Source organism: Frigoribacterium sp. VKM Ac-2836, from assembly GCF_013248995.1.
Classification (GTDB): Bacteria; Actinomycetota; Actinomycetes; order Actinomycetales; family Microbacteriaceae; genus Frigoribacterium.
Window position 1 is genome coordinate 82,139 of the sequence record NZ_JABRPK010000004.1, and the last position, 22,961, is coordinate 105,099.

At 72.2% G+C, this 22,961-nt stretch carries 19 protein-coding genes and 1 pseudogene; 8 read left to right on the top strand and 12 right to left on the bottom strand.

Annotated features, from left to right (window positions below):
- Positions 1-86: 86 nt before the first annotated feature.
- Genes HRF36_RS13005 through HRF36_RS13030 form a run of 7 tightly spaced genes read right to left on the bottom strand, consistent with a single transcriptional unit; the run spans position 87 to position 7,357 of the window.
- Positions 87-1,535, bottom strand: a complete 1,449-nt coding sequence (locus tag HRF36_RS13005) for an 8-oxoguanine deaminase (protein ID WP_217271291.1) — start codon at positions 1,533-1,535, stop codon at positions 87-89.
- Positions 1,532-2,581: an adenosine deaminase gene (gene add / locus HRF36_RS15550; RefSeq protein WP_217271292.1), complete on the bottom strand. Its 1,050-nt coding sequence runs from the start codon at positions 2,579-2,581 to the stop codon at positions 1,532-1,534. The genes HRF36_RS13005 and add overlap by 4 nt, the downstream gene beginning before the upstream one ends.
- A complete protein-coding gene (locus tag HRF36_RS13010; RefSeq protein ID WP_173210560.1) occupies positions 2,578-3,582 on the bottom strand; it encodes a nucleoside hydrolase in 1,005 nt (334 codons plus the stop codon). Before HRF36_RS13010 ends, add begins: the two co-directional genes overlap by 4 nt.
- Positions 3,579-4,475: an ABC transporter permease gene (locus tag HRF36_RS13015; RefSeq protein WP_173210562.1), complete on the bottom strand. Its 897-nt coding sequence runs from the start codon at positions 4,473-4,475 to the stop codon at positions 3,579-3,581. Before HRF36_RS13015 ends, HRF36_RS13010 begins: the two co-directional genes overlap by 4 nt.
- Positions 4,475-5,389, bottom strand: a complete 915-nt coding sequence (locus HRF36_RS13020; protein WP_173210563.1) for an ABC transporter permease — start codon at positions 5,387-5,389, stop codon at positions 4,475-4,477. Before HRF36_RS13020 ends, HRF36_RS13015 begins: the two co-directional genes overlap by 1 nt.
- The gene (locus HRF36_RS13025; protein ID WP_254281334.1) at positions 5,382-6,230 is read right to left on the bottom strand and encodes an ABC transporter ATP-binding protein; all 849 of its coding nucleotides are present in this window, start codon (positions 6,228-6,230) and stop codon (positions 5,382-5,384) included. Before HRF36_RS13025 ends, HRF36_RS13020 begins: the two co-directional genes overlap by 8 nt.
- Positions 6,227-7,357, bottom strand: coding sequence for an ABC transporter substrate-binding protein (locus tag HRF36_RS13030; protein WP_173210565.1), 1,131 nt, complete (start codon positions 7,355-7,357; stop codon positions 6,227-6,229). Before HRF36_RS13030 ends, HRF36_RS13025 begins: the two co-directional genes overlap by 4 nt.
- Before the next feature lie 119 nt (positions 7,358-7,476).
- On the opposite strand from HRF36_RS13030, the gene HRF36_RS13035 reads away from it, so the two are divergent.
- Both HRF36_RS13035 and HRF36_RS13040 read left to right on the top strand, forming a co-directional pair.
- Positions 7,477-8,076: a TetR/AcrR family transcriptional regulator gene (locus tag HRF36_RS13035; protein WP_173210567.1), complete on the top strand. Its 600-nt coding sequence runs from the start codon at positions 7,477-7,479 to the stop codon at positions 8,074-8,076.
- A gap of 102 nt (positions 8,077-8,178) precedes the next feature.
- Positions 8,179-9,579, top strand: coding sequence for an NtaA/DmoA family FMN-dependent monooxygenase (locus tag HRF36_RS13040; protein WP_173210569.1), 1,401 nt, complete (start codon positions 8,179-8,181; stop codon positions 9,577-9,579).
- A 64-nt stretch (positions 9,580-9,643) separates the two neighbouring features.
- Here the strand turns inward: HRF36_RS13040 and HRF36_RS13045 are convergent, their stop codons facing one another.
- Positions 9,644-10,381 (bottom strand): HAD family hydrolase, encoded by a 738-nt coding sequence (locus HRF36_RS13045; protein WP_173210571.1) that lies wholly within the window; start codon positions 10,379-10,381, stop codon positions 9,644-9,646.
- Between the two features lie 139 nt (positions 10,382-10,520).
- Here HRF36_RS13045 and HRF36_RS15935 point away from each other — a divergent pair, with 139 nt between their 5' ends.
- The 3 genes from HRF36_RS15935 to HRF36_RS13060 all read left to right on the top strand — a co-directional run bounded on the left by HRF36_RS15935 (position 10,521) and on the right by HRF36_RS13060 (position 12,111).
- The gene (locus HRF36_RS15935; protein WP_254281335.1) at positions 10,521-11,237 is read left to right on the top strand and encodes a general stress protein; all 717 of its coding nucleotides are present in this window, start codon (positions 10,521-10,523) and stop codon (positions 11,235-11,237) included.
- 125 nt (positions 11,238-11,362) lie between these two features.
- Positions 11,363-11,602 (top strand): hypothetical protein, encoded by a 240-nt coding sequence (locus HRF36_RS13055; RefSeq protein ID WP_173210573.1) that lies wholly within the window; start codon positions 11,363-11,365, stop codon positions 11,600-11,602.
- Complete coding sequence (locus HRF36_RS13060; RefSeq protein WP_173210575.1) at positions 11,599-12,111, top strand: MarR family transcriptional regulator; 513 nt, start codon at positions 11,599-11,601, stop codon at positions 12,109-12,111. Before HRF36_RS13055 ends, HRF36_RS13060 begins: the two co-directional genes overlap by 4 nt.
- A gap of 22 nt (positions 12,112-12,133) precedes the next feature.
- Here HRF36_RS13060 and HRF36_RS13065 read toward each other — a convergent pair whose 3' ends face one another.
- Together HRF36_RS13065 and HRF36_RS13070 are read right to left on the bottom strand one after the other, a co-directional pair.
- On the bottom strand, positions 12,134-12,445 hold the full coding sequence (locus tag HRF36_RS13065) for a hypothetical protein (RefSeq protein ID WP_043596011.1): 312 nt from the start codon (positions 12,443-12,445) through the stop codon (positions 12,134-12,136).
- A gap of 330 nt (positions 12,446-12,775) precedes the next feature.
- Positions 12,776-13,510: a FadR/GntR family transcriptional regulator gene (locus HRF36_RS13070; RefSeq protein WP_173210577.1), complete on the bottom strand. Its 735-nt coding sequence runs from the start codon at positions 13,508-13,510 to the stop codon at positions 12,776-12,778.
- Between the two features lie 212 nt (positions 13,511-13,722).
- Between HRF36_RS13070 and HRF36_RS13075 the strand changes: the two genes are divergently transcribed.
- The 3 genes from HRF36_RS13075 (at position 13,723) to HRF36_RS13085 (ending at position 17,199) form a co-directional block, all read left to right on the top strand.
- Entirely contained in the window at positions 13,723-15,114 is a 1,392-nt protein-coding gene (locus tag HRF36_RS13075) for a GntP family permease (RefSeq protein ID WP_173210579.1), read from the top strand.
- 107 nt (positions 15,115-15,221) lie between these two features.
- Positions 15,222-15,707 (top strand): gluconokinase, encoded by a 486-nt coding sequence (locus tag HRF36_RS13080; RefSeq protein WP_254281347.1) that lies wholly within the window; start codon positions 15,222-15,224, stop codon positions 15,705-15,707.
- 253 nt (positions 15,708-15,960) lie between these two features.
- Positions 15,961-17,199 (top strand): alcohol dehydrogenase catalytic domain-containing protein, encoded by a 1,239-nt coding sequence (locus HRF36_RS13085; RefSeq protein ID WP_173210583.1) that lies wholly within the window; start codon positions 15,961-15,963, stop codon positions 17,197-17,199.
- Here HRF36_RS13085 and HRF36_RS16340 read toward each other — a convergent pair.
- Both HRF36_RS16340 and HRF36_RS13095 read right to left on the bottom strand, forming a co-directional pair.
- Positions 17,175-17,815 (bottom strand): annotated as a pseudogene (locus tag HRF36_RS16340) (GNAT family N-acetyltransferase). The gene HRF36_RS13085 and the pseudogene HRF36_RS16340 overlap by 25 nt on opposite strands.
- Before the next feature lie 51 nt (positions 17,816-17,866).
- Positions 17,867-22,957, bottom strand: coding sequence for a glycoside hydrolase family 3 N-terminal domain-containing protein (locus HRF36_RS13095; protein WP_173210585.1), 5,091 nt, complete (start codon positions 22,955-22,957; stop codon positions 17,867-17,869).
- Positions 22,958-22,961: the final 4 nt, after the last annotated feature.

Sequence of the window (22,961 nt, forward strand, 5' to 3'; positions counted from 1 at the left end):
GTTCGACAGAACCGCCCGAAGGCCCCTCCTCGAGAGGGGCCTTCGTGGTTGCGGGGCCTTCGTGATGGGGTGAGGCGCGGGTCGCCTCAGACGCGCGAGCGCAGTTCCGCGGACGCGCGGGCCGCGCCCTCGGCGAGCAGACCCTGATCGGCGTGCACGAGCTCGCCCTCCGCGACGACCGTGTCGCCTCCGACCCAGAGCCGGGCCAGCGGAGGCATCGAGGCCAGCCCGAGCGCGGCCACCGGGTCGGCGATGCCCGCGAACTCGACCCCGTCCACGCGCCAGAGGGCGAGGTCGGCCAGCTTGCCGACCTCGATCGAGCCGAGGTCCGCGTCGCGACCGAGCACGCGGGCGCCCCCGATCGTCGCCAGGCGCAGGCCCTGCCGGACCGAGAACGCGTCCGCGCCCGATCGCAGGCGACCGAACAGCACCGCCTGCCGGATCTCGGTGCCGAGCTGACCGGACTCGTTCGAGGCGGCACCGTCGACCCCGAGCCCCACGGGAGCACCCGCGCGCAGCAGCGAGGCGATCGGGGCGACTCCCGCGGCGAGACGACCGTTCGACGAGGGGCAGTGCGCCACGCCCGTCCCCGTCGCCGCGAACCGTCCGATCGCGTGGTCGTCCAGGTGGACGCAGTGGGCCATCCAGACGTCCTCGCCGAGCCAGCCGAGGTCCTCGAGGTACTGGGTGGGCGTGCGGCCGAAGCTCTCGAGGCAGAAGGCGTCCTCCTCGACGGTCTCCGAGCCGTGGGTGTGCAGCCGGACGCCGAGCTGCCGTCCGAGCACGGCTGACTCGCGCAGCAGGTCGGACGTCACCGAGAACGGCGAGCAGGGCGCGATCGCGATCTGGACCCGCGCGTCACCGGAGGGGTCGTGGAACCGGGCCACCGCCTCCTGACCGGCGCGCAAGGCGGCGTCCGTCGTCTCGACGGCGAAGTCCGGGGGCAGGCCGCCCTGCGACCGACCGAGGTCCATCGAGCCCCGGGTGGCGTGCAGGCGGACGCCGACCGTGGCGGCGGCCCGGACGAGGCCGCCCAGCAGGTCTCCGGCTCCGGCCGGGAAGACGTAGTGATGGTCTCCGACGGTCGTGCAGCCCGACCGGGCGAGCACGGCGATCGCGGCGGAGGCCCCGGCCTCGACGAGCGACTCGTCGATGCGCGCCCAGGTCGGGTAGAGCGCGACGAGCCAGTCGAACAGGATGGCGTCCTGCGCGACGCCACGGGTGAGCCACTGGTAGAGGTGGTGGTGCGTGTTGACCAGACCCGGGGTCAGCAGGTGGCCGCGGCCGTCGACGCGGTCGACCGGGATGGGCGCGGCATCCGGCGCCGCCGCCCCGGGAGCCGACCCGGGTGGGGCCAGCCCGGCGGTGCACCACTCGGGGGCGGGCCCGGGCCCCACGGCCACGATGCGCGATCCGTCGGCCACGACGTGCCCGTCGACGTACTCGGTGTCGTGGGCGTCGACCGTCGCGACGTGGGTGCCCTCGACGACCAGCCGCCGGACGGGCGCGGCCGAGGCGAAGCGGGAGGCGATCACGCCGCGAGCCACGCCGCGATCTCGTCGGCGGCCCGACCCTTCAGCTCGTCGCTCGCCCCCGAGCACTCGATCGAGCTCAGCGCGCAGGTGGCGAGCTGCTCGTCGGACAACCCGAGGGTGGTCCGGGCCAGCTCGTACTCGGCGAGCACGCCGGGCCCGAACAGAATGGGGTCGTCGGCGTTGATCGAACATCGAACGCCCGCCTCGACGAGGCGCTTCAGGGGGTGGTCCTCGATCGTGGGGATCACCGAGAGCAGCACGTTCGAGGTGAGGCACACGTCGAGGCAGACGCCCTCGGCGGCCAGGCGGGCCATCAGGGGCTCGCTGTGCACGGCGGTCACGCCGTGCAGCACGCGGTCGGCGCCGAGCACGTCCAGCGCCTCCTCGATCTGGTCCGGCCCGGCGAGCTCACCCGCGTGCGGCGTCGAGAGCAGGCCCGCGTGCTTGGCGATGCGGAACGCCTCCTCGTAGCGGGCCGCGGGGTTGCCCCGCTCGTCGTTGGCGAGCCCGAGAGAGACGACGCCGCGGTCGGCGTAGGCAGCGGCCAGGTGGGCCAGGTCGTTCGCGGCCTCGACGCTTTCGGTGCGGTCGACGGTGATCATCAGGCCGACCTCGACCCCCCATCGCGCTCCGCTCTCGGCGCAGGCGGCGAGCATCGCGCGCAGCGACGCGTCGAGCGATCCGAAGGTGGTGACGTAGAACTGCGGGCTGGCCCCGAACTCGACGTAGGCGACGCCCTCGACCGCGCAGTCCTCGATCGCCTCGTCGATCAGACGGAAGAGGTTGTCGCGCTCGGCGAGGACGACGAGCATGCCCTGGTAGGTCGCGCTGAACTCGCTGAAATCACCGAAACTGGTCGGCATCGGGACGACGACTCCCGACGCGGCCGCCATGTCGGCGAGCGAATCGGGTCGGATCGCGGCCTCCATGTGCAGGTGCAGGTGGCCCTTGGGCAGGTCGCGCAGGTCACGCACCCCGGCGTCGGCGGGCGAGTGGGAGGTCACCGAGGGGGCACGGGTGGCGTCGGCGGGGGAGGTGGTGGTCACGAGCGGGCTCCGTGGATCAGGGCGTCGACGAACGACGGCAGGAAGAGGTCGGTGTGGACGGCGGTGACCGCCGTGGTGTCGGTGGACGGGTCGCGGGGCGGCAGGGGGCCGTCCGGGTGCCAGTCGACCGCGGCGCCGTCGGCCGTGCGCATCACCCGGCCGCGGGTCGCGAAACCGTCGTGGGTGATGCCGACCGGCCCGGTCACGCTGTCGGCGATCCACTCGGGGTGCACCATCAGCGCGGCGGCGAGGCCGTCGTGGACGGGGCTGACCCGGCGGCCCCAGGCGTTCCGGTAGAAGTCGAGGTAGGTCGCGAGGACGTCGGCGGCGAACGTGCCGGTCGGGGTGCCCGAGTCGCGCAACGCGGCGAGGTGTGACTCGTCGGTGATCACCTGCGACGTGGCGTTCACGCCGACCATGAGGCGTGAGGTCGCCGGGGCGGCGAAGACCTCGCGGGCGGCCACACCGTCGTTCTGCACGTTCGCGTCGACCATGTCGGTGCGGCCGAGGGCCGGGAAGGGCCCGCTGCCGCCCATGATCGTCACCGACCGGAAGAGGGTCAGGAGGCGCGGTTCGGCTCTCAGCGCCAGGGCCACGTTCGTGAGCGGCCCCAGGGTGAGCAGGTCGATCTCGCCCGGGGACGCCCGGGCGACCTCGACGAGGTGCTCGGCCGCCGGGGTGTCGAGCAGCACGCGGGGGAGCGGCCGTACGGCGACGACGTCACCCAGACCGTCGTGACCGTGGACGTAGTGCGCGATGTGCGCCTCCGCCTCGAGCGGCCCCTCGGCGCCGCGGGCGACCGGCACCTCGTCGCGTCCGACGAGCTGCAGGACGTGTCCGACGTTCCGCAGGGCGTCGTCGACGACGCAGTTGCCGTAGACGGCGGTGATGCCCACGATGTCGACGTCGGGCTGCGCGGCGAGCCAGAGCAGGGCGAGGGCGTCGTCGATGCCGGTGTCGGTGTCGACCAGCACGCGGCGGGTCATGCTGCCGCCGGTCATGACGCGGTCGCCTTACCGGCGTTGGGGCCCCACTTCGCGAGCACCGCCGTCTCGACGAAGGTCGTGATCGTGTACAGCACGATCGAGACGAGGGTGATCAGCACGACGATGGCCCAGATCTCGCCGTATTGCGACTGCGACTTCGCCGCCGTGATCGCGGCACCGAGGCCCTCGTAGGTGAAGAGCCACTCGTAGAGCATCGCGCCGGTGATCGCGCCCGGCACGGCGATGCGCATCGAGGCGAAGAAGTACGGCAGGGCCGTGGGGAACGCGACCTTGCGCATGATCGTCCAGCGGCTTCCGCCGTAGACCCGGATGAGGTCGACGGACTGGGCGCTGACCGACCGGAAGCCGAGGGTCAGGTTGACGAGCAACGGGAAGAACACGACCACGCCGCCGATGAACCCGGCGGTGACGATGCCGTTGCCGAGCACGAGGTAGATCACGGGGGCCATCGCGAGCAGCGGCACGGTGCGCAACAGCATGGCGATCGGCATGAACATGAACTCGACCGGCCGGATCAGGGTGAACACGACGGCCACGACCAGCGAGCCGCCGACGCCGAAGACGAAGCCGATCGCGGCGTGCCAGAGGGTCACCCCGAGCAGGCCGGCGATGTGCACGCGGTTCTCGGCCGCCGTGGTCTGGCTGAGCTCGGAGTCGACGAAGAACCAGCGGAACACGTCGGCCGGGGTCTTCGCGATGAACGCGTTGGCCTGCAGCACGACGATGGCGAGGTTCCAGAGGATGCCGAGGATGACCGCCGAGATCGCGATCGTCAGCACGGTGCGGCCGATGCGCCGCAGGACGAACCGGGCCGTCGAGGAGGCGCTGGTCGAGACCGCGGGAGCGGTGACGCGGGTGCCGGTGCCCGTGGGCAGGGTCGTGGCCATCAGAACCCCTCTCCGGCGCGGCTGTCGCCGGCCGACCAGGGCGTGACCAGTCGGCTGATCCGCCCGATGACGAAGTAGGCGACCCCCGCGATGCCGCCCGAGATCAGGGCCAGTGCCCAGAGCTTGACCGACGCCGCCGTGGCCTGCGCGGCGAGCAGCAGGATGCCGAGGCCCTGGTCGACACCGATGAGGAAGTACTCGCCGAGGACCGCGCCGAGGAACGCGGCGGGTGCCGCCAGCTTGAGCGCCGCCAGGATGCTCGGCAGGGCGGCGATCAGTCGGACCTTGACCAACTGCGTCCAGCGAGAGCCGCCGTAGGCCATGATGACGTCGAGTTGGGTCTCGCTCGCGGCCCGCAGGCCGAGCAGCGTGCCGATCACGGTGGTGAAGATCACGCTCAGCGCAGCCAGGAAGATCGACGTCGTCCGGCCGCCGGCGGGCGACATGAGCGTGACGATCGGCGCGATGGCGGTCAGCGGGATGCACGAGCAGACCACGGCGAGCTGGGTCGAGAGGCCTTCGAACCACGGCACGAGCAGCACGGCGAAGGCCAGCGCGAACGCGATCAGGTTGCCCCAGAGGAAACCCCACGCCGCGCTGCCGGCGGTCGCGCCGATGGCGCGCCAGTAGACCAGATCGCTGAGGTCGGTGACGAGCTGGACGAACACCTGGCCGGGCGGGGGCACCGAGCCGGTCACCGAGAAGAGCGTGACGGCCACGACCTGCCAGATCGCCACGATCAACACGATGCCGACGAGGGCACCGACCCACGGCGGGGCCGCCGCCATCGAGCCGAGCACCGACCGTCGCTCGCGTCCCCGGGCGGTCTCGGCCGGCAGCGCCACGCTCCGGCCGGCCTCGACCTCGACCTCGCGCTCGGCCGTGTCGCGCGGCGACGTGTGCAGATCAGTCATCCGTCGCCGCCCCGTGCGAGCCGAAGAGGATCTCGGAGATCCGGTCGACGTAGGCGTGGAACTCCGGGGTACGGGTCAGTTCGGGCAGACGTGGTCGGGGCAGGTCGATCTCGACCACCTCGGCGATGCGGCCGGGCCGGGCGCTCATCACGGCGACGACGTCGGACAGGAACACGGCCTCGCTGATGCCGTGCGTCACCATCAGCGTGGTGGCGGGCTTCTCGCCCCAGATCCGCAGCAACTCGACGTTCATGCGCTGCCGGGTCATGTCGTCGAGTGCACCGAACGGCTCGTCGAGCAGCATGATGGTCGGCTGCACGGCGAGGCAGCGGGCGATCGAGACGCGCTGCCGCATGCCGCCCGACAGTTGCGCCGGCTTGGCCTTCTCGAAGCCCTTCAGACCGACGAGGTCGATCAGGTCGTCGATCAGGCCGGCCGGGGGAGTCAGCCCGGCGACCTCGAGCGGCAACCGGATGTTGTTCTCGACGCTGCGCCAGGGCAGCAGGGCCGAGTCCTGGAACGCGATGCCCGTCTCGTGGCCGCGTTGCACCTCGGCCGCGGTCTTGCCGTTGATCACGACGCTGCCCGAGGTGGGCGTCTCGAGCCCGGCCAGGATGCGCAGGATGGTCGACTTGCCGCAGCCCGAGGGTCCGAGAAGGCTGAGGAACGAGTCCTTCTTCGTGCCCAGGTCGATCTGCGTCAGGGCCTGCACGCTCTTCCGGCCCAGGGAGAACGACTTGGTCAACCCCTGGATGTTGATGCCCGTGGCGAGCTCGGGTCGACCGGCGGGGTCGCCCGTGGCCGTGGTGAGTGCGGTCGTGGTGCCGTCCGTCATGGTCATGCCGTGGGGATCGTGAAGGTCATGATGAGCTCGGGGTTCTCGTCGTAGACCTCTTTGATGATGCTGAGGTCGAAGAGGTCGTCGGCCGACACGTCGGTGCCCATGGCCTTCAGCGAGGCGATGTTCTCGGCGACCAGCTCGTCGGTCATCGTGAACAGGCCGTTGGCGTTGACGTCCTCGGTGAGGATCAGCGTGTTCTGCGCCTCGGCCTCGGCGGTCTGCTCCTCGACGTCGAGGTCCTGGTCCTTGCCGTACTTCTCGGCGGCGTACTTCGCGCTCTGCTCCGGGTCCTTGACCGCGTCGGTCCAGCCCTTGATCTCGGCGACCAGGAAGGCCTTGAGCATGTCGCGCTCGTTGTCGATGGTGTCCTGCGTGACGGTGAAGGTCTCGGCGACGAACGGCAGCCCGTTGTCGGCGAAGCCCAGCACGACCGGGGTGAAGCCGTCCATCTCGGCGAGGATCGGCTCGTTCGTGATGTACGACATGTGCGCGTCGTAGGCGTTCGTCTCGAGCGGGGCGATGTCGTATTGCGTGGCGACGAGCTCGACCTCGTCGAGACTCATGTCGTTGGCCTTGAGGAACCCCTCGAAGATTGTCTGGTTGCCGCCGGACTGCACGCCGATCTTCTTGCCCTTGAGGTCGGCGAGGGTGCGGATCGGCTCGCCCTCCTCGAGCGAGAGCAGGCAGAACGGGTTCTTCTGGAAGGTGGTGCCGATGATCTTGAGCGCCGCGCCCTGCGCGACCGAGGGGCCGGTGAGCGAGGCCGACGACAACCCGACCTTGGCCTGTCCGGCGAGCAGCGCCTCCTCGGCTCCGGTCTGTCCGCCACCGGCGAGCAGCGTGACCTCGCTGAAGCCCGCGTCGGTGTAGTAGCCCTTCTCGGTGGCGAAGTACTCGCCCGCGAACTCGATGTTCTTGATCCACGAGAGCTGCACGGCGATGGTCCCGAACGATCCGCCCGAGGCCGCCCCGCCGGTCGCCGCGCCCGTTCCGGCCGACGAGTCGGTGCACGCGGCGAGCAGGGCGGTCGTGCCGACGACGAGGGCGGCCGAGCCGCCCAGGCGCAGGAACCCGCGCCGATCGAGCGACGTGGTGCGGAACGCGGGAGGTACGGAGAGGGGGCTCATGGGGGTCTCCTGGAAGGTCGTTCGGGTGAGGTGTCGAAAAGCTAGACCCGGACTGTTTCATCGTCGTTTCGGTCGTGTTGCCGTCATCACCGACCTCGCGGCAGGTTAGTTTCGGGGGCATGGCCACGCGCGAGTCGTCCGACAAGAAGGCCGACTTGCTCGAGCGCGTCGTCGATCACGTGCTCGAGAACGGCATCGGCCAGCTCACGCTGCGCGCCCTCGCGACGGCGGTCGGCTCGAACAACCGCATGCTGCTGTACTACTTCGGCAGCCGGGAAGAGTTGGTCGCCGCGGCCCTGCACGGCGCCGAACGGCGGTTCCCGGGCATCGTCGGCGTCGTGGACCACCTGGCCGGGCCCGACCTGCCGCTCGACCGGCGCCTCCTGGCCGTCTGGCACACGGTGTCCGACCCCGTCAACCAGCCCTTCAACCGGCTGTTCTTCGAGGTGTTCGGCCTCGCGAGCTTCGACCGCGAGCGCTACGCCTCGCTGCTCGGCGACATCGGCACCGAGTGGGTGGGCCAGGTGGCGGCGGCTTACCGCGCCGAAGGCGTCGAGGAGGCGCGGGCCGAGTCGCTCGCGCACGAGACGGTGGCGCTCTGGCGCGGCTTCCAGGCCACGGTGCTCAGCGCCGGCTGGAGCGAGGCGGTCGACCGCGCGGCGGTCGATGCCACCGAGGCGCTCGTCGCTCGGGTCCGCGTCGCCGCGTCCGCCTCCTGACCGCCGAGGCGCATGCATCCGGACCCTGCGGCAGGTCCCCGCCCGTGTTAAGACCTTGTTTCGGGGCTGGACTCCCGGTGAACCGTCCGGTTCACTGGCGGCATGAAGCAGATCCGTCTCGGTGTGTTCGAAGTCGCCGGCCCCCAGGTCGGCGGCACCCTCAGCTGGTCCCACCCGCGCAGCGACTCGCTCGGCTACCACGGGCTCGACCTGTGGATCGGCATGGCGAAGCTGCTCGACCGCGCCGGCTTCGACTTCCTCTTCTTCGCCGACGGCTTCGGCTACCCGTCGATCGACGGTGACCTGCCCGAGACCGCGGCCCGCGGCGGCATCAACTTCCCCGGCATGGACCCCGCCCTGCTGATCCCGACCCTGGCCCGCGAGACCGAGCGCCTCGGCTTCGTCGTCACCTCGTCGACCGGGCTCGACCACCCCGTGCAGTCGGCTCGCCGCTTCGCCACGCTCGACCACCTGACCGGCGGCCGCATCGGCTGGAACATCGTCACGGGCGCCTCGCAGAACACCGTCGCGGAGGTGTTCGGCCACGACGAGATGCGCGGTCACGACGCCCGCTACGACCAGGCGGACGAGTACGTCGATCTCGCCATGACGCTCTGGGAGGGGTGCTGGGAGGACGGCGCCTTCCGTGGTGACGCCGAGGCGGGCGTCCTCGCCGACCGCGATCGCATCCACCGCGTCGAGTTCGCCGGCGAGCACTTCCGGTCGTCGGGCTACTTCACGGTCGCGCCGTCGCCGCAGCGGACGCCCGTCCTCTTCCAGGCCGGCACGTCCGACCGGGGTCGCGCCTACGCCGCGCGCAACGCCGAGTGCGTCTTCGTCCAGGGGACGACGGTGCCCAAGACGGCCGCGAACGTCGCGGACATCCGCGCGAAGGCGGCTGCCCACGGTCGTGACCCCGAGTCGGTCAAGATCATGGTCGGCTTGACCGTCACGGTCGCCCCGACCCACGACGAGGCCGTCGCCCTGCGGAAGGAGTTCGACGACCTGCAGACCGACGAGGTCGTCGCCGTCCTCTACGCGGGCAACACCGGCATCGACCTGCTCTCGCTCGACCCCTCACGCGACCTGACCCAACTGCAGGACGACGGGGGGCCCGCCGGTCAGATGGGGCAGAGCAACATCGACCGCTTCCTGCCGAAGGACGGCTCACCGGCCCCGACCGTGCGCGAGATCCTCGACGATCTGCGGGGCAAGGGCACCCGGGGGCTGCAGGTGGTCGGCGATCCCGTCGAGGTCGCGGACGAGCTCGAGCGCCTGGTCGACGAGACCGATCTCGACGGGTTCTTGCTCGAACCGATCTTCGGCACGGCCGACCTGGCGGACTTCGCCGAGCTCGTCGTGCCCGAACTGCGCCGCCGCGGCCGCATGCCGGCCGAGCCCGCCACGGGCACCTTGCGCGAGCAGATGCTCGGTCGTCCCGGCCCGCACCTCTCGGCGGACCACCCGGGCGCACGCTTCGCGGTGGTGCCGACGACGGTCTGACACCGACGTCGCGACGGCGGGTGCGCCTCCTCGAGGGGGTGGCGCCCCGGAGGCGCGGCGGGGCTCAAGAGGCGCGGGTCGCCCAGGCGCGGATCGCCGGGTACAGCTCGGGCAGCGTCGGCGCCCGGTGCGTCGGGCGCGCGTCGGGGGCCGGGAAGCGTTCCACCAGCGCCGTCGGTGATCCCTGGGCCGCGGCCGGCTCGAGGTCGTTCGCCCAGATGTCGCCCACGCTGAGCAGTCGGTCGGGCCGGTCGTCGAGACCTGCGTCGGCCCGCAGTCGGTCGAGCACGGCGGGCAGCCCGGACGGCTTGCGCGCGTCGGTGACGATCGCGTCGACGCGATCGGCGAGGCCGAGGCGCTCGAGCGGCTGCACGACGCCGTGCTCGGGCGAGTTCGTGACGAGCACCACGTGCACGCCGTCGGGCAGGGAGCCGAGCAGCTCGGCGAGCCCCTCGGGGGCCGTGGTCTCGAGGCGGCCGTCCGCGAGAGCCGCACGGGCCCCGGCGTACGCGGCCGAGCGGGTGTCGTCGTCGATGCCGAGGGCCCGCGAGACCCGCTCGGCGACGACGTATCCGTCGGGGGAACCGTCCGCGAGCGCGACCGCCTCGTCGACCCCGGTCGGCTCGTCGTCGAGCGGGCTGCCCACGAACCGGGCCAGCACGGCCTCGACCAGCCGGGGCGGGTGCCGTGGGTCGGTCTCCGCGAGCGCCTCGTCGAGGAGGCGCGCGTAGGTCAGCACGGGACCGTCACCGAGACAGACGGTCCCGTCGAAGTCGAGCACGAGGACGTGGGTGGTGGTCATCCGTCGATCCTGCCGCACGGGGCCGGAGTCGGCGAGGGGAGTCGTGGTGGCACGGGCCGGGACGGGGAATGCGCCGAAGAATGCTGTGTGCCGTCTGTGCATTCCCTCCGCGCCGACGCGGGCGCGATAGAACGGGAACATGAGCAACGAGCAGGACACCACTCCCACCCCCGACGACCGCCCGCGTCCCGCGTACGGCGAGTACGCGCCGCAGACCGCCGGGCAGCAGCACGCACCCGATCAGGGCCAGCAGGCCGGTCAGACTGCCGGTCCGTCGGGCCCCGTTCCGGGGCAGGGAGGGCAACCGGGCGCACCCTACGGCCAGCCGGGTTACGGTCAGCCCGGGCCGCAGTCGACCCCGACGACGGGAACGCCCGGCCCCGGTGGCATCGGTGCCTTCGCCGGCGCGGGCTATCCGCAGGTCCTGGCCTCGTTCACGAAGTACGAGGACGCCCAGTCGGCCGTGGACCTGCTGTCCGACGAGGGGTTCCCGGTCGAGAGCGTGTCGATCGTCGGCCACGACATCCGCACCGTCGAGAACGTCTCGGGTCGACTGACCTCGGGCAAGGCCGCCGGTCGCGGCGCCGGTGGGGGCGCCTGGTTCGGTCTGTTGTTGGGTCTGCTCTTCGGCATCTTCGCCCCGTCCGGTGCCTGGATCGGCGTGCTGCTCGTCGCCGTCGGCCTGGGTGCGCTGTGGGGGGCCCTGTGGGGCTTCGTCGGTCACAAGATGCTGCGAGGTCGTCGGGACTTCTCGTCGGTCCGCACCATGGAGGCCGGTCGGTACGAGGTGCTCGTCCGCGGTGAGCTCGCCGCCCGGGCGCACCAGACGCTGGCGCAGGGTCGCAAGGTCGCCTGACCGTCGCCACCCGCGCCTCCTCGGTCCAACCGGCCCGCGCCCGCCTCGTCCACCGAGGCGGGCGCGGTCGTGCGTCGGGTTCTGTGCTTGTCGTTGGGGCACCAATCATTGGTAGGCTCACGATCATGAGCGAACCCGGGCGGCACCACGACCACGGCAGCAGGTTCGGCGACCTGGTCGAGCGGATGAACGCCCGGCTGCGGCCCTACATCGGTGGTGCACAGCTCGGGCTGAAGAACGAGGCTCCGGCCGTGGCCCCGCAGCACGGCGGTGTCTGCCCCCTCTGCGGTGCACCGATGGACGAGCACGTCGTCGACCGGACGGGCGTCCGCACCATGGTGCACTGCCCGGTGCCTCGGGCGTGAGCGCCTCAGGTGCCCCGAGCGCGGGGGGTACGGCCGCCGTGGCCGTCGACCCGCTCGATCTCGAGAGTCAGATCTGCTTCGCTCTCTCCGTCGCGTCACGCAGCGTCGTGGCCGCCTATCGTCCGGTACTCGAACCGCTCGGTCTGACGCACCCGCAGTACCTCGTCATGTTGGCTCTCTGGCAGCACGCCCCGCTCTCGGGCCGTGAGCTCAGTCGTCTGCTGCGGCTCGATCCGGGCACCCTCAGCCCTCTGCTGAAGCGACTCGACACCCAGGGGCTGGTGACCCGTCGACGGCGGGTCGACGACGAGCGGGCGTTGGCGATCGAGCTGACCCCGGCAGGGGTCGCGCTGAGGCGCGAGGCCGAGAGCATCCCGGGCCGCATGATGGCGCGGCTCGGGGTGCAGCACGACGAGCTCGTCGTGCTGCACCGCACGATGACCGCGTTGATCGTCGCGGCCGACGCCGAGGGCGAGGGCGACGCCGACGCCGAGGCCGAGGGCGACTGACCGCGTCCGGGGCCGCCGCCCCTCAGCGGAGCGGTGCCGGCACGGTGGCCGACCGCGACCACACGACGTCGACGGTCCGTCCGAGGACGCGGGTCGCGATCTCGCCGGCGAGCGCCTCCCGGAAGTGCGTCGCGGCCCGCTCGTCCGAGACCACGACGTCGACCCGCAGACCGGCGAGCTCGTCGGTCACCAGGGCGGGGCCGTCGGCGAAACGGACGAGGTACTGGTGGTCTTTCACGGGGACGTTCTCGTAGTGGTCGCGGAGGCTCTTCTCGAGAAGGCGGACCGAGTGGATTCCGTCCTTCGGTTTCACGAGGGCGCTGAGCGAGATCATGCGACGATGCTCCACCCCGGGGGCGACCGGAACGTGAACGGGACGTGACGGGCGTCTGTGCGATCACCGCGCCTCCTCGGTGTGTCCGCCGTGCGCGCCGCGCGCGCCGAGAGGGTGTGGCGCCGCGTCACGTCCCGGCCGGGTCGAGCCGAGCCGATCGCGACCGGCCAGGCGGCCCGCGTCGTACCAAATTCGACAAGGACGGGCCGACGCGCCGTCGGAGAGACGCCCGGGACGGCGTGTCGTCGTCGACGTGTCGCGAAGTGCACAGTGGCGGCATGCAGGGGGTGGCGGGCGGCGCGGGTCGGCGGCGTGCGCAGGAGGCGCGGGTCAGTGGGCGGGGGAGCCACCGGACTCGGCGACGAACTCGTCGACGGTCGTGTCGATGAGTCGCCACGAGCGGGAGAAGGCCGCGTCGGCGTCGCCGTCCCGGATGGCCAGCGCGAGGTCGAGGTGCAGTCCGGCCGCCGCCGGCGTGTACTCGGTGATGGTGAACCGGCGTTCTTCGGTCCGGGTGCGCAGCAGGGCCTCGACGGTCGAAGCGAAGTGACCGATCACGTCGTTGCCCGAGCCGCGCAGCACGGCGCTGTGGAACGCGACGTCGGCCTCGAGGTAGGCGCGCCCGTCGCCTGAGGCGGCCGCCGCGACCATCGTGCGGGCCGCGTCCTCGACGGCGGAGGCCTGATCGGGTGTGAAGGTCTGCGCGCTCAGCCGCGCCGCCACCGGCTCGAGACCGAGTCGCAGCTCGAGCAGCTCGCGCATCTGGACGAAGTATTCGGGGCTGCGCCCCCGCCAGAGGATGATCTGGGGATTCATGAGGTCCCACGACGTCCGGGGGAGCACCTGCGTGCCGATGCGTTGACGTGGCTCGACCATGCCGAGGGACTGCAGCACCCGCAGAGCCTCGCGCAGCACCGATCGGGAGACGGAAAAGCGGAGGGCGAGATCGTCGAGGTTCAGGACGGAGCCCACCGGGAGTCTGCCGTCGACGATCTCGGTGCCGAGGACGTCGACCACCCTGGCGTGGAGGCCGCGTTCTCGTGACGCTGCGAGACCGGAGGTCATCGTCGACTCCTAGGGGAAGAGGGGGAACGGGCGAGGGTGGCGCGGTCGTGCCGACTATGGCACACTCCATAAGTCTGATTATTCACACTAATCGGATTCGTCCGTGAGACAAGACTGCCAGACTTCCGTCAGGCACCGTCGGGCGACAATTTCCGGGCTTCGGCCCATGACGAAGAGGTCGCAGGGACGCGTCCTCGGAAGGATGCGACCGGATGCATCTCCTCGCTGCGGCCACCGCCGCCCCCACGCCCTCGGGCACCGATGCGCAGTTGATCATCGCGGCCCTCGCGGGCATCGTCGTGATCGTCGGCCTCATCACCTGGCTCAAGGTCCACCCCTTCCTCGCGCTGCTGCTCGGCGCCGTCGGGGTCGGCATCGGCGCGGGTCTCGCCCCCGGTGACGCCGTCACGAGCTTCGGCGCGGGCTTCGGCTCGACGATGACGAGCGTCGGCATCCTCATCGGCCTGGGCGCCATGTTCGGCAAGCTGCTGAGCGATTCCGGCGGAGCCGACCGCATCGTCGACACCCTGATCTCGCGCTCCTCGCAGAAGGCGCTGCCCTGGGTGATGGCCCTGATCGGCGCGCTGATCGGCCTGCCGATGTTCTTCGAGGTCGGCCTCGTGCTGCTGATCCCCGTGATCGTGCTCGTCGCCCGCCGCTCTGGCCTGCCGCTCATGCGCATCGCGATCCCGGCGCTCGCCGGGCTCTCGGCGATGCACGCCCTCGTGCCTCCGCACCCCGGCCCGCTGCTCGCCGTCTCGACCGTCGGTGCCGACCTCGGCCTGACCCTCGGTCTCGGCGTGCTCGTGGCCATCCCCACCGTGATCGTCGCCGGCCCGCTGTTCTCGAAGCTCGCCGCGAAGTGGGCGCCCGTTCCGGTGCCCGACCTCTTCGTCTCGAAAGAGGAAGACGGCGGCGAAGGCTCTGCCCGCAGGCGCCCCAGCTTCGTGAACGCCCTGGTCGGCATCCTGCTGCCCGTCGTGCTCATGCTCGCCCGGTCGATCCGCGAGGCGGCGCTGCCGACGGCCACGGGCACCTGGGTCGACCTGCTCGAGTTCCTCGGGACGCCCATGGTCGCGCTGACGGTGGCCGTGCTCTACGCGATGGTCTTCTACGCCCGGGCCGGGGGCATGGACAAGGCGGCCGTCTCGAAGACGCTCGGCTCGTCGCTGCCCGACGTCGCCGGCATCCTGCTGATCGTCGGGGCCGGTGGCGGGTTCAAGCAGGTGCTGATCGACACCGGCATCGGCACGGTGATCGGCGATGCCGTCTCGGAGTCCGGCGTCAGCGTCCTGCTCGTCGCCTGGGTCGTCGCGGCCCTCGTGCGTGTCGCCACCGGTTCGGCCACCGTCGCCACGGTCACGGCCGCCGGGATCATGGCTCCGCTCGCCGCCGACATGTCGACCCCCGAGGCGTCGCTCCTGGTGCTCGCCATCGGTGCGGGCTCGGTCTTCCTGTCACACGTGAACGACGCCGGTTTCTGGCTCATCAAGGAGTACCTCGGCACCACCGTCGGTGAGAACGTCAAGACCTGGAGCCTGATGGAGTGCGTCCTCAGCCTCACGGCCCTGGCCGGGGTCATGCTCGCGAGCGTGTTCGTCTGATGAGCGTCCTCGAGAACACCGGTCGCGCCTCCTCGGCGCCCGGTGTGATCGCAGGAGGCGCGGTGCCGGCGGGCGGGTCGTACGCCGCCGACCCCGTGCTCGTCGTCATGGGCGTGTCGGGTTCGGGCAAGTCGACGGTCGCGGCCCTGCTCGCCGAACGGCTCGGCTGGGACTCGTACGAGGGTGACGACCTGCACCCCGACGAGAACGTCGCCAAGATGGCGGCGGGCACCCCGCTCGACGACGACGACCGGGCACCGTGGCTCGACACGGTCTCGTCGTGGATCGTCGAGCACGCGATGGCGGGCGTTCCGGGCGTCATCACCTGCTCGGCGCTCAAACGGAAGTACCGCGACGTGCTGCGCGAGCACAACGTCGTCTTCGTCTACCTGCGCGGCAGCCGAGCCCTGCTGGGCGATCGCATGGCGGCGCGCGAGGACCACTTCATGCCGACCACGCTGCTCGACTCGCAGGTCGCCACGCTCGAACCACCCGAGGCGGACGAGCGTCACGTCGTGGTCGACGTGGGCAGGTCGCCCGACGACGAGGCCGACGACGTGATCCGGGCGCTGGGCCTGACGCCGATCGCCTGACCCGGCCCGCGCCTCCTTCGCTCTGGCCGGAGCTCGTGACCGGTGCGCGAGTGGGCAGGAGATGCTGGTCACGCGGGGCGCGACCGCATCTTCCGCCCACTCGACGGTCGGGTGCGTTCACCGGGTGGACGCCTCGAGTTCGCCGAGCCGCCACCCGCCCTGCCTAGGGTCGTGGCGTGCACCGAAGGCCGGGTGCGAGGGGTTGGGGACGATGTCGAGGGCGACGCAGGCGGGGCGGCCGCGGATCGACCCGATGCGACCCGTTCTCGACGGCCACGACGTGTGCCTCGACCCGCCGGCGACGGCACAGGTCTGGCTCGGCACCGGGGTCGGAGGCGGACACGGCTTCAGCGAGATCGCGGTGCCCGGCGTGCGCCTGGCGCGCGGGGACGCCCTGGTGGCCGTCGAGCTGGCCGCCTTCGGCCCGGACGAGGTGCTCGCCCTCGTCGGCCGTGGTGCGGCGTCCCTGCCCGTGGTGCCGGGCGGTTCGGCGGTCGGGCGGGTCGTCGAGGCCGACGAGCACGCCCGGGCGCACGACGGTCGTCGGCTGCGGACCGGCATGCGCGTGGTCTGGTCCGGCACGGTCGCGTGTGGGCGGTGCGTCCCGTGTCATCGCGGTCTGGCCTCGGCCTGCGTCTCGGGCGAGCGGTACGGCGGGGAGCGCACCCGGCGCAGCTGGCAGTTGTCGGGCACGATCGCGAGCCACGTGCACCTGCGCCGGGGGACCACCGTGGTGGTCGTCGCCGAGGACGTGCCCGCAGCCGTGCTCGCCCCGGTGGCGGGCGCGATCGCGACGGCCGCCGAAGTGCTGCACCGCGCCTCCTCGCTGCTCGGGCTCTCGGGGGTGCCGTCACTCGCGGGCCAGGTCGCCGTCGTGTCGGGGGCGGGGGCCGCCGGACTGGTCGCGACGGCGATGGCCACCGACGCCGGGGCGCGCGTCGTGGTCGTCGACCCCGAGGAGGCGCGGCGTGAGCGGTCGCGGGCCTTCGGTGCCGTCGCCCTGGCCGACCCCAGGGCGTCGACCGGGTCGCACGCCCTGCCACGGGTGCTCGCGTCGGTCGACCGGTCGGGGCGCCACCGCACGGTCGGGTTCGCGTTCGACGGGGGCACCGGGGTGTCGGCCCTGGTCGATCAGGTGGCCGTCGGGGGAGTCGTGGTGCTCGGGGGCGCTGCGTCCGCGACGGGTACCCCTGCGGGTGGGCGCACCGTGTCGCGTGGGCGTGACCTCGTCGTGGCGAGTGGCCGGCTCGTGGAGGGGCTCGTCACGCTGACCGGCACGCAGGACGCCGCACCCGAGCGGCTGGCGTCGGCCGTCGCGTGGTCGTCCGATGCCTGGCAGAGGTGGCCGCTCGAGTCGCTCGTGGGCCGGACGATCCCGCTGGCGGAGGTGGGCGGGGCGCTCACCGGGGTGGGGGCGGGGGCTGGCGACGGGCTGATCGGCGTCCTCGGCGGGCAGCTCGGCGTCGGTCAGGAGGCGCGGCTAAGGCGGTAGAGGACGTGCGGCCGCAGCTCGTGGCCGGGCGGCAGCGCGGGGTGGCCGAAGTCGTCGGCGGGGTCGTGCGTCATGCCGAGCCGCCGCATCACGCGGCGCGACGGTTCGTTGACCGCCGCCGTGAAGCTGATCAGGGCGGTCAGGTCGGCCCCCGACGCGTCGAACGCGTACCGGACCACCTCTCGGGCGGCCTCGGTGGCGAATCCGTGACCCCAGGCATCGCGGCCGAGTCGCCAGCCGATCTCGACCTGCTCGGCGAGCCGGGGTCGAACGACGGGCGGGACAGCCCGACGAACCCGATGAAGGCCCCCGAGTCGCGCCGCTCGACGGCCCAGAGCCCGAAGCCGTCGGCCTCGATCGCGGCATCGAGCCGGTCGACCATCGCGTCGCTCTCGGCTCGCGTGCGGGTCGAGGGGAAGTACCGCATCACCTCGGGGTCGGCGTTGAGGGCTGCGAACGGTTCGCGGTCGGAGTCGCGCCAGCGGCGCAGCAGCAGGCGGTCGGTCGAGAGCACCCCGCGACGGTAGCAGCGGGAGCGTGTCGCACGCGGATGCAGAGCGTTGACCCGACGAAGAACCCCGTATCGGACGATGAACCCGGAAGAAACTGGGTGCATCGTCCGATACGGGGTTCGAGGGCGAGGCCCAGCGTGGCGCGGCGCGGTGCGTCAGCCCCGGTCGCGGGGGCGACGCAGCCGCAGGGCGACTCCGAGCGCCACGATCAGGAAGGCCGCGACGGCGATGCCGATCCACTCGCCCGAGCCGGTCCACGCGAGCCCGGCCGGCGACGCCACGACGGTGCCGCCCGAGCCCGAGCCCGAGCCCGAGCCGCCGCCCGGTCCGGCCCCACCAGGCGTCCCGGGAGTGCCCGCACCGGGAGTGCCCGCACCCGGCGTCCCCGGGTCACCGGGGTCCGCCGCGGCGAGCACCGTGAGCGTGGCTCGGGCGATCTGCCCCGACCCCTCGAGTTCGACGACGTGCGCCCCCGGCTCGAGATCGGCCGGCACGACGAACCGCAGCACGCCGACGCCGGCCGCCGTGGCGGTCGCCTCGCCGATCGACTGCGGCTCCGAGAACACGGTGCCCGCGAGGCTCTCGCCGGCGACGAATCCCGTCGCCGTGATCGACACCGTGTCGCCCGGTCGGGCGGTCGCGGGATCGAGCGTCCCCGGCACGACGGCCTTCGTCGGTTCGACGACGCCCAGGTCTATGCCGAGCACCGAGGCGAACCGTTCGAGCGCCACGTCGGGCAGCCCGCGCTGCAGCGCGTTCTCGGCGTCGGCGGTCGAGGCCGCCGACCCGTCGACCGCGCTGCCCTCGACCATCGCCGCCTGGGCGAGGTCTCGGGCGACCGAGACGAGGTCGTCGGCCGTGGCCATCGTGCCGAGGTCGGTGCCGCCGAACGGTGCCACCGCCGCGAGCAGGAGGCGCAGGGCCGTGCGCGCGTCGGTCACCGTTCCGTCAGCGTCCCAGACGTCGGCGTCGAGCACGGCCTGGACCGCCGCACGGGCCGCGCCCTCGGGCAGGGAGGCGACCAGCGCCTCCAGACGCCCGCGGACATCGTCGGTGCGCAGACCCCAGCCGTACGGGAAGAGCGGTTCGTAGTCGGCGTCACCGACGTTGATCGGCACCTGGTCGGCGCTCGCCGCCCAGGTCACGGGCAGGCGCCCGGTGAAGGGACGGTCGCCGAACAGGACGTCGGCGACGCCGGCGCCCTCGGAGCCGGGCAGCGACGAGGCGACGACCGCGTCGGCCACGCTCACGACGTCGCCGAGCAGCTGCGGGCGGCCCGAGACGACCAGCACCACGCACGACTCCGTGGCGGCGCAGACCGTGTCGACGATCGCCTGGTCGGACGCCGTCAGGGACAGGCTCGAGCCGTTGTTCGGCACGTCGCCCTGGCCCTCGGCGTACGGGCGTTCGCCCACCACCACGACACCGGTCTGACCGGCGCCGATCGGTGCCGACGCATCCGGGCTGAGCGTGACCGAGGCCCCGGGAGCGACCTCGCGGATGCCCTCGGCGATGCTCGTCCCGGTCGTCGTGTCACCCGAACCGCCCTGCCAGCTGATCGTCCAGCCGCCCATCTGGCGGCCGAGGTCGTCCGCGGTCGATCCGGCCACGTACAGGTCGGCGTCTGCGGCCAACGGCAGCGCGCCTCCCTGGTTCTTCAGCAGCACCTGCGACTCGCCGGCGGCCTGACGGGCCACGGCGCGGTTCTCGGCCGAGCCGACCCCGTCGACGTTGGTCCGGTCGGCGAACGGCTGCTCGAACAGGTTGAGGTCGAACTTCTGGGTGAGGATGCGCCGCACGGCGTCGTCGACCCGTGACTCGGCGACGTCGCCCGAGCGGACGGCCGCCACGATCGCGTCGATGAAGGCGCCGTAGTTGTAGGGCGCCATCGCCATGTCGAGACCCGCGTTGACCGAGCGGACCGCCTTGTCGGCGTAGCTGCCGCCGGGCAGCTTGTCGATGCCCTCCCAGTCGCTGATGAGGAAGCCCTGGAACCCCAGGTCGCCCTTCAGCAGGTCGGTGTTGAGCGCCGCGTTCTCGTGCATCCGCACCGGCCCCTCGCCCAGGTCGACCGCCGAGTACGACGGCATGATCGTGCCCACGCCCGCCTCGAGTGCCGGCAGGTACGGGTCGACGTGCAACCGGGTGAAGTCCTCGAGCGAGTCGGCGTGCGTGACACCCTGGTCGATCGGGTACGCACCCGTGCCGGCCGCCGAGTCGTCGTAGCTCGTGCCACCGTCGCCCGCCCAGTGCTTGGCGGTGGCGAGCACCTCGTCGGCACCGCCGATGTCGGTCGGGTCGTCTCCCTGCAGGCCGATCACCGAGGGGGCGGCGAAGGTGCGCACCAGGTCGGGGTCCTCACCGAACGACTCGTAGCTGCGACCCCAACGTTCGTCGCGGGAGACGCAGAGGCAGGGGGCGAAGGTCCACGGCACGCCGGTGGCCCGCACCTCGGTCGCCGTCACCCGGGCGATCTGCTCGATGAGGGCCGGGTCACGGGTCGCGCCGAGGCCGGTGTTGTGCGGGAAGATCGTCGCACCCACCACGTTGCTGTGGCCGTGCACGGCGTCGACGCCGTAGACCATCGGGATCTGCAGCCGGGTCGACAGGGCCTCACGCTGGTAGGCGTCGACCATGTCGGCCCAGGCCACCGCGGTGTTGCCCTCGGGCACCGAACCGCCGCCGCTCAGCAGCGAGCCGAGCGCGCGCCCGCTCACGTCCTGGGGCGACGACAGGCCGAGCCGCTCGGCCTGCGCCATCTGACCCACCTTCTCGTCCAGCGTCATGCGGCCGAGCAGGTCGGCCACGCGGTCGGCCGTCGGCAGCGACGGGTCGAGGTACGGCAGATCGTGCGCGCCGATCACGACGCGCGGACCGTCGCCGACCTTCGCCGCGGTCGAGGCCAGCGAGACCGCGAACTCCTTCGACTCGGCGGCCCCCGAGGAGGCGCGGGTCGTCACGGTCACCGGCTGGGCCGTCCCCGAGGCGGTCCCCGCCGCGAACGTCACGGTGCCCGAGGCCGCGTCGTAGTCGGCGCCCTCGACGGCCGTGCCGTCCGCGGTCGACCAGTCGACCGACACGTCGGACGCGAGCGGCTCGTCACCGGCCGTCGTGACCGTCAGCGGGATCTCGACCGAGCCGCCGGCCTCCACCAGGTAGACGTCCTGCGACGGGTCGACCGTGACCGAGGCGGCGCTCGCCGGGGTGCCGTAGAGCTGCGTGTCGTCGATGGCGTAGCCCACCGGTGCGGGCGTGCCCGGGGTGAAGGTGAACGAGTAGCCGAAGGCGCTCGTCAGGTCGAGCGTGCCGTTCGTCGTCGCCGCGTCACCCGGCTGATAGCCCGACGGGGTGAACGCCGAGAACGGCAGCTCGACGAGCTTCCAGCGGCTGGTGCTGCTGCCCCAGTTGTCCTTGAAGGTCGTCGCCCACAGCTCGCTGGTCTCGGCGGTGCTGCCACCGGCCGGGTTGCCGTCTTTGATCTCGACCTTGATGTCGGCTCCCGCCGTCGGCGAGGCCGGGTTGTTCGCCTGCGAGGCGTACCACCAGAAGCGCAGGCCCTGGTAGCTCGACCAGTCCTGGCTGTCGGCGAGGTTGTGGCTGAGCCCGCCGTAGCCACCGGCCGGGATCGACGAGGTACCGCTCAGCACGTGGTTGTCGGCGCGGCCGTCACGCTCCTGCACGGTGACGTCACGGCTGATCGTGGGCTCGAGCGGGGCGGGGGAGCCCCAGGTGAAGAAGCCGACCGGGTCGGTGGTCGTGCCGAGCGGCACGTCGCCCTCGAAGTCCTCGATCATCGTCGCCCGGTCGAAGAGGGCGACGTCGTCGAACTGCCACGCCCCGGCACCGAGACCGGTGAGGGTGACGGCGAAGCCGGTCGAGGCCGAGGGGTCGAAGCGCAGGTCGCTCGACGGCTGGCCCTTCTGCCGCAGGTCGGCGAACAGCACGCTGACCTGCTTCCAGTCGGCGCTGTCGTCGACGACGGTCTGTTCGAAGAGGGCGCCGTCGCCGTTCTTCAGCTCGTAGTGCAGGGGCAGGTCCGAGGCGGTGCCCCGGAACCAGAACGAGAAGCCGTCGTGGTCGCTCCAGTCGGTGGCGGGGACGTCGTGCGAGAACCCGAACCAGCTCTCGGCGGTGGTCGGGCCGGCGACGGTGGCACGCAGTGCCTGGACTCCCGTCGCCCCCTCACGCTGCGCCTCCACGGTGTCGAGCGCCGGGGTGACGGCGGGGCTCTGGCCCCAGCCGAAGTATCCGGTCGGCACGCCGCCCTCGAAGTCGTCGAGAACGGTCGTCGCGCCGACGTTCGGCAGGGCGCCTGTCGGGGTGAGCGTCACGGTGAGCGTGGCGCGCGTGCCGACGACGGTCGGAGAGCTCGGTTCGGACGCGGTCAGCTCGATCGTCTTGCGCGGGCTGAGTGCGCCCGTCGACGTCGTGACCAGGTCGACGGAGGCGCTGGTCTCGCCCGGTGCGAAGGTCACGGTCTCGTCGAGGGCCGCGAAGTCGGTGCCGGCCGTGGCCGTGCCGCCCGTCGAGCGCACGCGGACGGTGACCGGCTCGTCGCTCGGACCGGTCAGGCCGAGGCCCGCGGTCAGGGTCTGGCCGGCCGCGACGCTGGCGGTGGACCGGTCGAAGGTGACCGAGCGCGTCTGCGCCTCGCCGAAGACCTGCAGGCCGTAGGCCGAGTAGCCGTACCAGTGGGGTCGGCTGGCGTCCCAGGTGGCGGCCGAACGCTGCAGCATGCTGATGCGGACGTACCGGGCGTCGGTCGGGGTCGAGAGCGCGACGTCGTCACGTCCGCCGTCGCTCGTGACCGTCTGCGCCGTGGTCCAGCTCTGGGGCAGGCCGGGGTCGCCCGACGTCAGGTCGACCGTGTAGTCGGTCGCGTACGAGGCCTCCCAGTCGAGGCCGATCGCGTCGACGCGGGCGGTGCCGCCGAGGTCGACGATCACGGAGGCGGTGAACTCGACGTCCTCGTCGGGCCCGTTGCCACTCGCCCAGCGGGTGACCGCGTCGCCGTCGATCAGCGCCTCGGCCGGGAAGGTCCCGTCGCCGTCGGCCTGGCTCGCCGAGGCGGTGACCGTGCCGAAGCGGGCGAGGTCGACCGGAGCGGCCTGGGCGGCGATCGCCGGCAGACCGCTGAGCAGCAGAGCCGTGGCCGCGGTCGCGGCGGCGAACCCGAGACCGCGGCGCGGAGGACGGGCCCATCGCGATCGAGGGGTCGAGGAGGAGCGGGCAGGGGCAGCGGACACGATT

Excerpts from the sequence above, each read along its gene's own strand:
- HRF36_RS13010 (WP_173210560.1), bottom strand. The coding sequence starts at position 3,582 with ATGACCGGCGGCAGCATGACCCGCCGCGTGCTGGTCGACACCGACACC.
- HRF36_RS13020 (WP_173210563.1), bottom strand. The coding sequence starts at position 5,389 with ATGACTGATCTGCACACGTCGCCGCGCGACACGGCCGAGCGCGAGGTC.
- HRF36_RS13045 (WP_173210571.1), bottom strand. The coding sequence starts at position 10,381 with ATGACCACCACCCACGTCCTCGTGCTCGACTTCGACGGGACCGTCTGT.
- HRF36_RS13015 (WP_173210562.1), bottom strand. The coding sequence starts at position 4,475 with ATGGCCACGACCCTGCCCACGGGCACCGGCACCCGCGTCACCGCTCCC.
- HRF36_RS13055 (WP_173210573.1), top strand. The coding sequence starts at position 11,363 with ATGAGCGAACCCGGGCGGCACCACGACCACGGCAGCAGGTTCGGCGAC.
- HRF36_RS13025 (WP_254281334.1), bottom strand. The coding sequence starts at position 6,230 with ATGACCATGACGGACGGCACCACGACCGCACTCACCACGGCCACGGGC.
- HRF36_RS15935 (WP_254281335.1), top strand. The coding sequence starts at position 10,521 with ATGAGCAACGAGCAGGACACCACTCCCACCCCCGACGACCGCCCGCGT.
- HRF36_RS13070 (WP_173210577.1), bottom strand. The coding sequence starts at position 13,510 with ATGACCTCCGGTCTCGCAGCGTCACGAGAACGCGGCCTCCACGCCAGG.
- HRF36_RS13035 (WP_173210567.1), top strand. The coding sequence starts at position 7,477 with ATGGCCACGCGCGAGTCGTCCGACAAGAAGGCCGACTTGCTCGAGCGC.
- HRF36_RS13085 (WP_173210583.1), top strand. The coding sequence starts at position 15,961 with ATGCGACCCGTTCTCGACGGCCACGACGTGTGCCTCGACCCGCCGGCG.
- HRF36_RS13075 (WP_173210579.1), top strand. The coding sequence starts at position 13,723 with ATGCATCTCCTCGCTGCGGCCACCGCCGCCCCCACGCCCTCGGGCACC.
- HRF36_RS13030 (WP_173210565.1), bottom strand. The coding sequence starts at position 7,357 with ATGAGCCCCCTCTCCGTACCTCCCGCGTTCCGCACCACGTCGCTCGAT.
- HRF36_RS13080 (WP_254281347.1), top strand. The coding sequence starts at position 15,222 with ATGGGCGTGTCGGGTTCGGGCAAGTCGACGGTCGCGGCCCTGCTCGCC.
- HRF36_RS13040 (WP_173210569.1), top strand. The coding sequence starts at position 8,179 with ATGAAGCAGATCCGTCTCGGTGTGTTCGAAGTCGCCGGCCCCCAGGTC.
- HRF36_RS13065 (WP_043596011.1), bottom strand. The coding sequence starts at position 12,445 with ATGATCTCGCTCAGCGCCCTCGTGAAACCGAAGGACGGAATCCACTCG.